The 12,678-nt window shown below is 65.7% G+C and carries 11 protein-coding genes; 9 read left to right on the top strand and 2 right to left on the bottom strand.

Features of this window, described 5'->3' with window-relative positions; translation table 11 throughout:
- A partial coding sequence (locus PMN64_RS08445) for a TonB-dependent siderophore receptor (protein ID WP_411780369.1) occupies positions 1–2,138 on the bottom strand: 2,138 nt, incomplete at its 3' end.
- A gap of 606 nt (positions 2,139–2,744) precedes the next feature.
- Between PMN64_RS08445 and glyA the strand changes: the two genes are divergently transcribed.
- The 9 genes from glyA to PMN64_RS08400 all read left to right on the top strand — a co-directional run bounded on the left by glyA (position 2,745) and on the right by PMN64_RS08400 (position 11,546).
- A complete protein-coding gene (gene glyA / locus PMN64_RS08440) occupies positions 2,745–4,046 on the top strand; it encodes a serine hydroxymethyltransferase (RefSeq protein ID WP_411780368.1) in 1,302 nt (433 codons plus the stop codon).
- Between the two features lie 84 nt (positions 4,047–4,130).
- Positions 4,131–4,613 (top strand): transcriptional regulator NrdR, encoded by a 483-nt coding sequence (gene nrdR, locus PMN64_RS08435; RefSeq protein WP_016844999.1) that lies wholly within the window; start codon positions 4,131–4,133, stop codon positions 4,611–4,613.
- Positions 4,610–5,770: a bifunctional diaminohydroxyphosphoribosylaminopyrimidine deaminase/5-amino-6-(5-phosphoribosylamino)uracil reductase RibD gene (ribD, locus tag PMN64_RS08430; RefSeq protein ID WP_411780367.1), complete on the top strand. Its 1,161-nt coding sequence runs from the start codon at positions 4,610–4,612 to the stop codon at positions 5,768–5,770. Before nrdR ends, ribD begins: the two co-directional genes overlap by 4 nt.
- A gap of 110 nt (positions 5,771–5,880) precedes the next feature.
- Positions 5,881–6,489, top strand: coding sequence for a riboflavin synthase (locus PMN64_RS08425; protein ID WP_411780366.1), 609 nt, complete (start codon positions 5,881–5,883; stop codon positions 6,487–6,489).
- Between the two features lie 214 nt (positions 6,490–6,703).
- Entirely contained in the window at positions 6,704–7,195 is a 492-nt protein-coding gene (ribH, locus tag PMN64_RS08420; protein WP_016844995.1) for a 6,7-dimethyl-8-ribityllumazine synthase, read from the top strand.
- A 2-nt stretch (positions 7,196–7,197) separates the two neighbouring features.
- Positions 7,198–7,692: a transcription antitermination factor NusB gene (gene nusB, locus PMN64_RS08415; RefSeq protein WP_038385411.1), complete on the top strand. Its 495-nt coding sequence runs from the start codon at positions 7,198–7,200 to the stop codon at positions 7,690–7,692.
- A 136-nt stretch (positions 7,693–7,828) separates the two neighbouring features.
- Positions 7,829–8,830, top strand: coding sequence for a thiamine-phosphate kinase (gene thiL, locus PMN64_RS08410; protein ID WP_411780365.1), 1,002 nt, complete (start codon positions 7,829–7,831; stop codon positions 8,828–8,830).
- 285 nt (positions 8,831–9,115) lie between these two features.
- Positions 9,116–11,236 (top strand): sodium-translocating pyrophosphatase, encoded by a 2,121-nt coding sequence (locus tag PMN64_RS08405; RefSeq protein ID WP_028340944.1) that lies wholly within the window; start codon positions 9,116–9,118, stop codon positions 11,234–11,236.
- 154 nt (positions 11,237–11,390) lie between these two features.
- Positions 11,391–11,546, top strand: a complete 156-nt coding sequence (locus PMN64_RS08400; RefSeq protein WP_411780364.1) for a hypothetical protein — start codon at positions 11,391–11,393, stop codon at positions 11,544–11,546.
- 39 nt (positions 11,547–11,585) lie between these two features.
- Here the strand turns inward: PMN64_RS08400 and PMN64_RS08395 are convergent, their stop codons facing one another.
- Positions 11,586–12,593: a Bug family tripartite tricarboxylate transporter substrate binding protein gene (locus PMN64_RS08395; RefSeq protein ID WP_411780363.1), complete on the bottom strand. Its 1,008-nt coding sequence runs from the start codon at positions 12,591–12,593 to the stop codon at positions 11,586–11,588.
- Between the last annotated feature and the right edge of the window lie 85 nt (positions 12,594–12,678).

The raw sequence follows: 12,678 nt of genomic DNA, 5'->3' as shown, positions 1-12,678 counted from the left end.
TCGTAATGCAAGGCGAGGTCGCCCAGCACGACGCCCGGGACGCGTGCAGTGTTCGCGGTGTCGGCAAAGGACGAGCCGACATAGCGCACGCCGCCGCCGAAGCCGAAGCCCGTGAGCGGGCCGTCGCGAAAGGTGTAGTCGGTCCAGACTGATGCGAGCTGCCGCGGCGCGTTGGTCGGCACGGTGCCGATCAGCGCGGGATTGAGGTCCTTGCTGACGAACAGCTCGTAATTGGTGTAGCTCGCCACCAGCTTGAAATCGCGCGTGATGTTGGCGACCGCCTCGAGCTCGACGCCGCGCGAGGTGACTTCGCCGTTTTGGGTCTGGAACAGCGGGTTGTTCGGATCTGTTGTCAGCGCGTTCTTGCGCTTGAGGTCGAAATACGCCACGCCGAACCGTGCGTTGAGCCCGACCGGCTCGTACTTGACGCCGACCTCGGTCTGCTCGGAGGTTTCCGGCAGCAGCAATTGGCCGGCCGCGGTGGTGCCGATCACCGGGTTGTAGCCCGTCATGTAGGAGACGTAGGGCGCAACGCCGCTGTCGAAATTGTAGATCGCGCCGACACGGCCGGAGAACTTGCTGTCGTCGCGGCCCTGGGACGCGCCGATCCGGTTGTTGTTGGTGAGATCGACCCAGTCCTGGCGTCCGGACAGCACCACCGTCAGGCGGTCGAGCTTGACCTGATCCTGCAGATAGAGCCCGGCCATGCCCTGGGCGAGATAGCCGTTCTGATAGAGCGGGCCGCTGTACGGCAGGTTGGTGCCATAGACCGGATTGAGCACATTGAGATTCGTGCCCATGCCAAAACCCTGGCGGTCGTCGATGCCGTAATATTTCAGATCGACGCCGACCAGCGCGGTGTGCTGCAGCGCGCCGGTGGTGAAGCGGTATTCGAGCTGATTGTCGAGGTTGAGCTGGGTGGCGATGCCGCGGGTGTAGAAATTGCCGCGCGTGATGTCGGCGGCGGCCGGCGTCGTCGCATAGCCGAGCCCGTAGAGGCCGGCATAATAGACGTCGACATGCGCCATGCGCGCGTTCTGGCGGAAATCGACGCTGTCAGTCACGCTCTTCTGGAACTGGTAGCCGACCATCTGCTGGTCGCGGCGGAACTGGTCGGCGCTGGGATCGCCGACGAACAGGCTGGTCGGAATCCGGCCGAACGGCGCGTTGGTGACGGTGCCGACATAGGGCAGGAAGTTCAGTGCGCGGGTGTTGCTGTGCGAGGCCATGCCGAACACGGTGAGGCTGGTGTCCGCATCGGGCCGCCAGGTCACCGACGGGGCAAAGAAGAAGTTGTTGTCGTAGACATAGTCGGTCTGGGTGCCGCCGCCCTGGGCCTGGCCGACCAGGCGGTACTGCACCTGGCCATTGCCGGGCTGCGCCGTCGTGCCGCCGATGTCGAACTGGGTATAGGCGTTGCCGAAATTGTTGACGCCGGTCTCGATGTAGCGAATGGGCTCGGCCTGCGGCAGCTTGCTCACGGCGTTGACGAGGCCGCCCGGCGCCGAGCCGCCATACAGGATGCCGGACGGACCGCGCAGCACCTCGACGCGCTCGAGATTGAAGGGCTGCAGCTTCCAGCTCGCATAGGAGGTGTAGAACAGCTGCAGGCCGTCGAGGAACAGCGACTCGTTCTGCGCGGGAAAGCCGCGGATCATGAACCAGTCGTTGCGGAAGTCGGCGCCATAGGTGCCGCCGATGACGCCCGGCGTGTAGCGCAGCACCTCGTCGAACTTGCTGACGATCTTCTGGTCGCGGATCTGCTCGGCGCTGATGACCGACACCGATTGCGGCGTCTGGATGATCGGCGTGCTGGTCTTGGTGCCGCTGGCGCTCAGCCGCGCCAGATAGCCGGTGACCGGGCCATTGGCGCGTTCGTGCCCGCCGCCGGCGCCCGCGGGCTGCTGAGCGACCTGCGGCTGCGCGCCCGTCGGGGCGGCCGTCGCGCGGCGGGAGGCGCTGCGCGGGCGTGCGGTTCGTTGCGAGGGCTGCTGCGATCGCGCCGCTTGCCGCTGCGGCGCTTCGACTGTCACGGACGGCAATTGCGTCTGGGCGAAGACATCGTCCGCACCGACAACCGAAAGCACCGCGACAACCGAAGCGGCAAACCGCTGCGGCCGAATCCACCTGCACGACATTTATTCCACGCTCCGTAAAAAAATCTTGAGCGAGTCGTTATCACGGTGATTCTCGCGAGCAGCCTGCGCGCGGTTAGAAGCTGTCGAAGTTGCGCGCAAAGCTTCGCTGTGTGACCGGGAGACAACGACGCATGACGCGCAATTGCACGCATCGCGTGAGAGCTTTGAATCGATCCAGTGTTGAACGATTCAAAAATCGAACGATTCAAAAATCGTCTCGCCGTCTCGTGAGTCAATGCATCGCGATCGCGCGCGTCGCGATCAAGCGAGTCCGATGTCGCGTGGTTGCGCGAGCAGCGCTTGCAAACCTCGAGGTGCCGGTCGTCTTGTCCGTTAGCCCCGCACGTCGGGAAGGGGGCGTCACGTTCCATTCGGCGGCCGCCTCAACTGTGCTGGCCGGGCGGCTGGAACCGGGTGGCGGGGCCGCCAGCCGGCCGGCTGGCAATCCCCGCCATCCCCACCATATCTGGCATAATTGACCGGCAGGGACCGCAACCGCTTGGCCATTTTAGGACGATGTGATAACGCTCTGAAACCAGCTTCGACCGCCACTCGTGACCGTCCGCATCCTGCCTAAAGGCTTGCGGCGGTGGAGATATTTCGCCGATGACCTCATCCACCAAGACCGCTTCCGCGCCCGATTCCTTCTTCACGGCGACCCTCGCCGAGGCCGATCCCGAGATCGCCGGCGCGATCAAGGGCGAGCTCGGCCGGCAGCGTCATGAGATCGAGCTGATCGCCTCCGAAAACATCGTCAGCCGCGCCGTGCTGGAGGCGCAGGGCTCGGTGATGACCAACAAATACGCGGAGGGTTATCCGGGCGCGCGCTACTACGGCGGTTGCGAGTGGGTCGACGTCGCCGAGACGCTGGCGATCGAGCGTGCCAAGAAGCTGTTCGGCGCCGGCTTCGCCAACGTCCAGCCGAACTCCGGCAGCCAGATGAACCAGGCGGCGTTTCTGGCGCTGCTGCAGCCCGGCGACACCTTCATGGGCCTCGACCTCGCGGCCGGCGGCCATCTCACCCACGGTTCGCCGGTCAACATGTCCGGCAAGTGGTTCAAGGCCGCGCACTACACCGTGCGCCGCGAGGACCAGATCATCGACATGGACGCGGTGCAGAAACAGGCCGAGCAGGTCAAGCCGAAGCTGATCATCGCCGGCGGCTCGGCCTATTCGCGCGCCTGGGACTTCAAGCGCTTCCGCGAGATCGCGGACTCGGTCGGCGCGTATCTGTTAGTCGACATGGCGCATTTCGCGGGCCTCGTGGCCGGCGGCGTGCATGCCTCGCCGGTGCCGCACGCCCACGTCACCACCACGACGACGCACAAGTCGCTGCGCGGCCCGCGCGGCGGCCTGATCCTCACCAATGACGAGACGCTGGCCAAGAAGCTGAACTCGGCGATCTTCCCGGGCCTGCAGGGCGGTCCGCTGATGCACGTCATCGCCGCCAAGGCGGTGGCGTTCGCCGAAGCGCTGCGGCCGGATTTCAAGGTCTACGCCAGGAACGTGGTCGAGAACGCCAAGGCGCTGGCGGAGACGCTGCGCGGCCACGGCCTCGACATCGTCTCCGGCGGCACCGACAACCATCTGATGCTGGTCGATCTCAGGCCGAAGGGGCTGAAGGGCAACATCTCCGAGAAGGCGCTGGTGCGCGCCGCCATCACCTGCAACAAGAACGGCATCCCGTTCGATCCCGAGAAGCCGTTCGTCACCTCCGGCCTGCGCCTCGGCACGCCGGCGGCGACCACGCGCGGCTTCGGCGTCGCCGAGTTCAAGCAGGTCGGCGGCATGATCGCCGAAGTGCTGAACGCGCTGGCGCAGTCGCCGGACGGCAAGGCGCCGCTGGTCGAGGCCGCGATCAAGGAGCGCGTCAAGGCGCTGACCGATCGCTTCCCGATCTATCAGTAAGGCCCGTTCGTTTTTTTGAGCATGATCTCTTCGGAAAACCGCTTCGCACTTTTCCGGATCATGCTCGTGTAGAGGTCCCGTCGGATGCGCTGCCCGAGCTGCAATTCTCTCGACACGCAGGTCAAGGACTCGCGTCCGACCGAGGACTCCGCGGTCATTCGCAGGCGTCGCGTCTGCATGGCCTGCAACTTCCGCTTCACGACCTTCGAGCGGGTGCAGCTGCGCGAGCTGACCGTCATCAAGCGCAACGGCCGCCGCGTGCCGTTCGACCGCGACAAGCTGGTTCGCTCGCTGCAGATCTCCTTGCGCAAGCGCCCGGTGGAATCCGAGCGGGTGGAGAAGATGGTGTCGACCATCGTGCGCGAGCTCGAAAGCGGCGGCGAAGCCGAGGTCTCCTCGGAGGCGATCGGCGAGATCGTGATGGAGCATCTGCGCCAGCTCGACGACGTCGCCTATGTGCGCTTCGCCTCGGTTTATCGCAACTTCCGCGAGGCCAAGGACTTCGAGGCCGTGCTCGACGAATTGACCGGCGAAGAGGACCCGCGGCTCGCGACGCTACGCAAATGATCTTCCGCATTCTGGAAGACCAGTTCGCGCAGAAGGCCAAAGAGGCCAAGGAAGCGGTAAAGGCGGCCGATCTGCGCTTCATGCAGCTGGCGCTGGCGCTTGGCCGGCGCGGGCTCGGGCGTACCTGGCCCAATCCGGCGGTCGGCGCCGTCATCGTCAAGGACGGCGTGATCGTCGGCCGCGGCTGGACGCAAGCAGGCGGCCGCCCGCATGCCGAGGTCGAGGCACTGCGGCGCGCCGGCGACGCCGCCCGCGGCGCCACGCTCTACGTGACGCTCGAACCCTGTTCGCATTTCGGCCGCTCGCCGCCCTGTGCGGATGCCGTGGTGGCGGCCGGGCTCGCCCGCGTCGTCTCGGCGATCGAGGATCCCAATCCGGAAGTCGCGGGGCAGGGGCACGCCAAGCTGCGCGCCGCCGGCATCGCGGTCGATGTCGGGCTGTGCGCGGCGGAAGCTGCGCGCGACCATGCCGGACACTTCCGCCGCATCCGCGACAAGCGCCCGCATGTGATCCTCAAGCTCGCGGTGTCCGCCGACGACAAGATCGCTGCCAGCGGCCACAAGCCGGTCGCGATATCAGGCGAGGCCGCGCGGACCCGGGTGCATCTGCTGCGCGCGCAGAGCGACGCGATCCTGGTTGGCATCGGCACGGTCAAGGCCGACGATCCGCTCTTGACCTGCCGATTGCCGGGGATGGCGGCGCGCTCGCCGGTGCGCCTGGTGCTGGACCGCGCGCTGCGCATTTCAGGCGACAGCCGCCTGGTTCATTCGGCGCGCGAGACGCCGCTCTGGGTGCTGACCTCCGACATGGCGGAGGCGCCTGCCGCGGTGAAGCTCGGCGCCGCCGGCGCGCAGGTGATCCGCGTCGCCGTCAGTGCGCCTGAAGGGCTCGATCTGCCGGCCGTTCTGCATGCGCTGGCGGAGAAGGGGATATCGCGGCTGCTGGTCGAGGGCGGATCGCGCGTGGCAAATTCTTTCGTGGCAGCGGGCTTGGTCGATGAAATCTGGCTGTTGCGCGGACCTGATGCGATCGGTGCCGACGGCGTTCCCGCGCTGGACGCAATGCCGCTCGACGCAATCACGCAGTCGCCCGCCTTCCGGCTTCGTGCTAGCGAAACCCTCGGTGAAGATGTTTTGACGATCTATGATCGTTCGTAGGCTGTCATGGCCGGGCTTGTCCCGGCCATCCACGACTTCCTTCTAGCGTGCGGCCAAGACGTGGATGCCCGGGACAAGCCCGGGCATGACGAAGAGTAAGGGGTTTTGTTGTGTTTACCGGAATTGTCACCGATATCGGTGAGATCACCAGCCTGAAGCAGGTAGCGCAGGGGCAACTGCATCGGATGCGGATTGCCTGCGACTACGACCAGACCACGATCGCCGACGGCGCCTCGATCGCCTGCAACGGCGTCTGCCTCACCGTCGTCGCCTCCGGCACCGCCGATGGCAAGACCTGGTTCGATGTCGATGCGGCGGCCGAGACGCTCGGCATGACCACCGCCAAGCACTGGGCGCAGGGCGGCCGGCTCAATCTCGAGCGCGCGCTCAAGATCGGCGACGAACTCGGCGGTCACATCGTGGCCGGGCATGCCGACGGCATCGCCACCATCGTCAAGCGCGAGGACCTGCCCGACATGGCGCGCTTCGAGCTGCGAACCAGCCGCGAACTGGCGCGTTTCATCGCGGCGAAGGGTTCGATCACGCTGGACGGCGTGTCGCTGACCGTGAATACGGTCGACGACGCGACATTTTCGGTGCTGATCATCCCCCACACGCTTGCTGTCACGACCCTGGGCGGCTGGAAGGCCGGCAGCGAGGTCAATATCGAGGTCGATCTGATGGCCCGCTACGCGGCGCGGCTGTCGGAGATGAAATAGCTTCGGCCCGCGCATTGCGGCCGAGGCAGGCATCCTTATCTGCCTATTCGCTTCGGGGCGATTTCCAGTCCCGGGGCCTATGCATTGCAGGCGAACCCGGCCTGAAAAATCGGGCTGATCGCGGTGACATCCGGGCCAGTATTGCCCTTGGCTTTAGCCCCTGCTGCGCCTAAAACGCTGCACAACTCCTCCCCAAGTTCCGATTGGTATTGCAATGGCTGACGCGCGGCGCGCACCCCTGAAGGACCAGACCGACATTACCGGCGCACGCGTGCTGATCGTCGAGGCGCGGTTTTATGACGACATCCAGGATGCGTTGCTGGAAGGCGCGCTTGCCGAAATCAAGGCCGCAGGCGCCAGCCATGACGTGATCACGGTGCCGGGCGCGCTGGAGATTCCGGCGGCGATCGCGATCGCGATCGATGCGGCTGAAACGAACGGCAAGCCTTATGACGCGGCGATCGCGCTCGGCTGCGTGGTGCGCGGCGACACTATCCATTTCGAAATCGTCTCGCAGGAGTCCTCGCGCGGATTGATGGATTTGGCCGTCAGCCGGAAATTCCCGCTCGGCAACGGCATCCTCACCGTCAACACCGAGGCGCAGGCCTGGGCGCGGGCGCGTGCCAGCGAACTCAACAAGGGCGGCGACGCGGCGCGCGCGGCGCTGGCGATGCTGCGGATCAAACGCCGCTTGGCAAAGGCCTGACCATGGCTGACAACAAGAAGCCCGCGAAAGCTCCCGACAGAAAAGCCAACCGGCGCGGCGCGGCGCGGCTCGCGGCGGTGCAGGCGCTCTACCAGATGGACATTGGCGGCGCCGGCATCAACGACATCTTCGCCGAGTTCGAGAGCCACTGGCTCGGCAACGAGGTCGAGGGCGAGAAATACCTGCCGGCGGAAGCCGCGTTTTTCCGCGACGTGGTCTCTGGCGTGGTGCGCGACCAGGCCAAGCTCGATCCGCTGATTGACGAGGCGCTGTCGAAGGGCTGGCCGTTGAAGCGGATCGACGCCATCTTGCGCGCGGTGCTGCGGGCAGGGTCCTACGAGCTGGAGCATCGCAAGGACGTGCCGGGCCGGGTGGTGGTCTCCGAATATGTCGACGTCGCGCACGCGTTCGTCGAAAAGGACGAAACCGGCATGGTCAACGCCGTGCTCGACCAGATCGCGCGCCAGTTCCGCGGCGACGAGTTTGTGCGGAGCTGAGTGGAGACATATGATCGCTTGACCGTCACCCTGAGGAGGCCGCGCAGCGGCCGTCTCGAAGGGCGGCGGCCCGGCTGGGGCCGTGCATTCTTCGAGGCTCGCTCCGCTCGCACCTCAGGATGACGGGGCTGCTATCGTGACGCAGAGCGACAAACCGATATCCGGCGAAGACTCCCTGATCGCGCGCTATTTCAAGCCGCTCGCGACCGATCCGGGTGCGTTCGGGCTCGACGATGACGCCGCCGCGCTGAGGGCTGATGGCGAGGACATCGTGGTCACCACGGACGCCATCGTCGAGGGCGTGCACTTCCTTCTCGATGATCCGCCCGATACGCTGGCGCGCAAGGCGCTGCGGGTGAACCTCTCCGACATCGCCGCCAAGGGCGCGGTGCCGGCAGGCTTCGTGCTGACGCTGGCGCTGCGCGGCGCCGAGGAGGCCTGGCTGAAGCCGTTTGCCCGGGCGCTCGGCGAGGACGCCGCGCATTTCGGCTGCCCGCTGCTTGGCGGCGATACGGTCTCGACACCAGGGCCGCTGATGATCTCGATCACCGCGTTTGGCCGGGTGCCGCAGGGCACGATGGTGCATCGCGCGGGGGCACAGGCGGGCGACCGCGTGTTCGTCACCGGCACAATCGGAGACGCCGCGCTCGGCCTCGATGTGCTCCGGGGTGGCCCGGTCGCCGCGGCCCTGGCGGACGATGTCGTCGGGCGGGATTTTCTTGCCGCCCGTTACCGCGTTCCGCAGCCGCGCAACGCGTTGGCCAAGGCCGTCCGCACCCACGCCAGCGCCGCGATGGATGTGTCCGACGGTCTTGCCGGCGATCTGGCGAAGCTTTGCGCAGCCAGTGGTGTGGCGGCCGTGATCAATGTGCCGAGTGTCCCGTTGTCGTCTGCAGCCGCTGGGCTGCTCGTGCGCAAGGCGATCGGTATCGAGACCTTGGTGGCCGGCGGTGATGATTACGAGCTCTTGTGCGCGATCCCGAGCGATCATGTCGACGCGTTTCTGCGCGACGCACGGCAGGCCAAGGTCGCGGTAACCGCAATCGGCGGCCTGATCGCAGGCTTGTCGCCACCAAGCTTCCTTGACGGGCAGGGCCGGGAACTGAAGTTGAAGCGGCTGTCCTACAGCCATTTCTAGAGCGTTTCCGAGCGAAGTGGGCACCGGTTCGCGTTAGGAAAACGCGACGGAACGCAACGAGCGCGAGACTTCCCGCGCCTGATGGCGCCGATTTTCCTTCTAAATAGCTGCCGATATCGGCGTTTTCGGCCACAGGTGGCGTTGCGCAGCGGTAACGATTTTGGCAAGGTCGCGCCCGATTTGAGGCAATCCGTTTTTGGGGAGGATTGTCCTCGCAAAATAAGCGCCTGCCGCCCCCTAGCGGCACAAGAAGGCGCGGGGGTTACATCAAGGATCTGAGGCAACATGACAGCTTTATGGTTGATTGTGCTCTGCGGGGCGCTTTCCATCGTCTACGCGATCTGGGCGACGCAGTCGGTCTTGAACGCGGATGCGGGCAATGCCCGCATGCAGGAAATCGCGGCCGCGGTGCGCGAGGGCGCACAGGCCTATCTGCGGCGGCAGTACACTACGATCGGCATGGTCGGTATCGTGATCTTCGTGGTGCTCGCCTACTTCCTGGGCCTGCTCGTGGCGATCGGCTTTGCGGTCGGCGCCATCTTGTCGGGGGCTGCCGGCTTCATCGGCATGAACGTCTCGGTGCGCGCCAACGTCCGCACCGCGCAGGCGGCAACCACCTCGCTCGCCGGCGGCCTCGAGCTCGCCTTCAAGGCGGGCGCGATCACCGGCATGCTGGTTGCCGGTCTCGCGCTGCTCGGCGTCACCATCTACTTCATGGTGCTGGTCAAGTTCATGGGTCTGGAAGCGGGCAGCCGCACCGTGGTCGACGCCATGGTGGCGCTCGGCTTCGGCGCCTCGCTGATCTCGATCTTCGCCCGTCTCGGCGGCGGCATCTTCACCAAGGGTGCGGACGTCGGCGGCGACCTCGTCGGCAAGGTCGAGGCCGGCATCCCCGAGGACGATCCGCGTAACCCGGCCACCATCGCCGACAACGTCGGCGACAACGTCGGCGACTGCGCCGGCATGGCGGCGGACCTGTTCGAGACCTATGCGGTGACCGCGGTCGCCACCATGGTGCTCGCGGCGATCTTCTTCGCCAAGACGCCGATCCTGGTGAACATGATGACGCTGCCGCTCGCGATCGGCGGTATCTGCATCATCACCTCGATCATCGGCACCTTTTTCGTCAAGCTCGGTGCGAGCCAGTCCATCATGGGCGCCCTCTACAAGGGCCTGATCGCCACCGGCATCCTGTCGCTGGTCGGCGTCGCGCTCGTGATCAATTGGCTGGTCGGCTTCGGCAAGCTCGACGGCGTCGACTATACCGGCATGGCGCTGTTCTGGTGCGGCGTGGTCGGTCTCGTCGTCACCGGCCTGATCATCTGGATCACCGAATACTACACCGGCACCGACTACCGCCCGGTGAAGTCGATCGCCTCGGCCTCGGTCACCGGTCACGGCACCAACGTGATCCAGGGTCTCGCGGTCTCGATGGAAGCGACCGCGCTGCCCGCGATCGTGATCATCGCCGGCATCCTGGTCACCTACAGCCTGGCCGGCCTGTTCGGCATCGCGATCGCGACCGCCACCATGCTGGCGCTGGCCGGCATGATCGTCGCGCTCGACGCGTTCGGGCCGGTCACCGACAACGCCGGCGGCATTGCCGAGATGGCGGGGCTGCCCAAGGAAGTGCGCAAGTCGACCGACGCGCTCGACGCGGTCGGCAATACCACCAAGGCGGTGACCAAGGGCTACGCGATCGGCTCCGCCGGTCTCGGTGCGCTGGTGCTGTTTGCGGCCTATAACCAGGACCTCAAATTCTTCATCAGCGACGCCAACGCCCATGCCTACTTCAAGGGCGTCAACCCGGACTTCTCCCTGAACAATCCTTACGTCGTGGTCGGCCTGCTGTTCGGCGGCCTGCTGCCGTATCTGTTCGGTGCGATGGGCATGACCGCGGTCGGTCGCGCCGCCGGTGCGATCGTCGAGGAAGTGCGCCGTCAGTTCCGCGAGAAGCCCGGCATCATGCAGGGCACCGACAAGCCCGACTACGGCAAGGCGGTCGACCTGCTGACCCGGGCGGCGATCAAGGAGATGATCATCCCGTCGCTGCTGCCGGTGCTGTCGCCGATCGTGGTCTACTTCCTGATCTACGCGATCGCTGGCGGTGGCGCAGCCGGCAAGTCGGCGGCCTTCTCCGCGGTCGGCGCCATGCTGCTCGGCGTCATCGTCACCGGTCTGTTCGTCGCGATCTCGATGACCTCGGGCGGCGGTGCATGGGACAACGCCAAGAAGTACATCGAGGACGGCCACTACGGCGGCAAGGGCTCTGACGCCCACAAGTCCGCGGTGACCGGCGATACCGTCGGCGATCCCTACAAGGACACGGCGGGCCCGGCGGTGAACCCGATGATCAAGATCACCAACATCGTGGCGCTGCTGCTGCTGGCGATCCTGGCGCACTGAGCGGCGCGGCACGACTGAAGCGCAAAATCCCGCGGTGCGAGCCGCGGGATTTCTATTTCTGCATGGGCTTGGTTCGGCGTGCTTGCCGAACTGTTCGACTTTCCGCCAACGATATCCGCCGAGAACCAGACGCGAACAACACGGAGATCAATCGATGTCGCTCTCATCCGCACGGAACTACGCGCTCCGCGCTTCCAAGTCACAGGATCAGACGGAGGCCATCGAGCTGCTCTCGAAGGCGATCCTGGAACTGGCGATGTCGATTGAAGCAACCGACGCCAAGGTCAAGAAGATCAACAAGTCGTCGTAGGAGGCGCAATATGCTTACGAACGATCGTGGCGGCGGTTGCTACTTGACCTCCATCTGCAAGCCTTCCTTCTCGATGATCGCGGCAAACTTCTTCGTCTCGGCATCGACGAAACCGGAGAATTGCTGGGGCGTGCCGTAGTCGGCGCGCGCGCCCATGCCGGCGATGTTCTTCTTGACGTCGTCGCGCTCCAGCATCGCCTTGACCTGGCGGTTCAGCTCGTCGAGCACCGGGGCAGGCGCGGTCTTCGGCAGGAACACGCCGAACCAGGACGAGACGTCGAACTTTGCCAGTTCCGGCGCGCCCTCGCGCATCGTCGGCAGGTTCGGTGCGGAATCGCTGCGCTCCGGCGTGGTGACACAGAGGCCGTTGAGCTTGCCGTCCTGCACCTGCGGCAGCGACGGATAGAGATTGTCGAACAGGATCTGGATGTCGCCGGCGAGCCCCGCCTGCAATGCGGGACCGGCGCCGCGGAACGGCACATGCGTCATCTTCAGCCCGGTGAGTTGCAGGAACCAGGCGCCGGTGAGGTGAGGGCTCTGTCCGGTGCCGGACGATCCGTAAGTGAGCTTGTCCGGGTTCTGCTTCAGGAAGGCGATCAATTCGGGGATCGATTTGAGGCCGGTCGACGGATGCGCCGACACGATGTTCGGGATCCGGATCATGTTGGAGACCGGCTGCAACTGGTCGGCCTTGTAGGTCAGGTTGCGGAAGATGCTGTAGGCGATCGCGTTGGGGCCGGGATTGCCGATCAGGATGGTGTGGCCGTCGCCCTTGGCGCGCGCGACCTCGGATGTGCCGATGGTGCCGCCGGCGCCGGAGCGATTCTCCACCACCACCGACTGGCCCCAGAGCGGCTGCAAATGCGCCGCGAGCAGCCGCCCCATCACGTCGGTCGAGCCGCCCGCCGCCGCCGGCACGATGATGCGGACGGTCTCGGTCGGCCGCCAGTCGCCGGCGCCGAGGCTCGTGCGCGGCAGGATCGACGCGGCCGTCATCGCGGCTGTGCCCGACAATACCGTACGACGGGAAAATCTCTTGGCTCTCATGCGTTTACCCCCTGCTCAGGCTCTTGTTTGCGCGCAAACTAGGGGACCGCTTGCCCCTCGGGCAAGCGACAACTTGGCGCAGCGG

The organism is Bradyrhizobium sp. UFLA01-814, from assembly GCF_046718885.1.
Lineage (GTDB): Bacteria > Pseudomonadota > Alphaproteobacteria > Rhizobiales > Xanthobacteraceae > Bradyrhizobium > Bradyrhizobium elkanii.
The sequence above is the reverse complement of the archived record's forward strand: the minus strand, read 5'-3'. Positions and strand labels throughout refer to the sequence as shown.

Excerpts from the sequence above, each read along its gene's own strand:
- ribH (WP_016844995.1), top strand. The coding sequence starts at position 6,704 with ATGGCTGACGCGCGGCGCGCACCCCTGAAGGACCAGACCGACATTACC.
- PMN64_RS08400 (WP_411780364.1), top strand. The coding sequence starts at position 11,391 with ATGTCGCTCTCATCCGCACGGAACTACGCGCTCCGCGCTTCCAAGTCA.
- glyA (WP_411780368.1), top strand. The coding sequence starts at position 2,745 with ATGACCTCATCCACCAAGACCGCTTCCGCGCCCGATTCCTTCTTCACG.
- PMN64_RS08405 (WP_028340944.1), top strand. The coding sequence starts at position 9,116 with ATGACAGCTTTATGGTTGATTGTGCTCTGCGGGGCGCTTTCCATCGTC.
- nusB (WP_038385411.1), top strand. The coding sequence starts at position 7,198 with ATGGCTGACAACAAGAAGCCCGCGAAAGCTCCCGACAGAAAAGCCAAC.
- ribD (WP_411780367.1), top strand. The coding sequence starts at position 4,610 with ATGATCTTCCGCATTCTGGAAGACCAGTTCGCGCAGAAGGCCAAAGAG.
- PMN64_RS08395 (WP_411780363.1), bottom strand. The coding sequence starts at position 12,593 with ATGAGAGCCAAGAGATTTTCCCGTCGTACGGTATTGTCGGGCACAGCC.
- nrdR (WP_016844999.1), top strand. The coding sequence starts at position 4,131 with ATGCGCTGCCCGAGCTGCAATTCTCTCGACACGCAGGTCAAGGACTCG.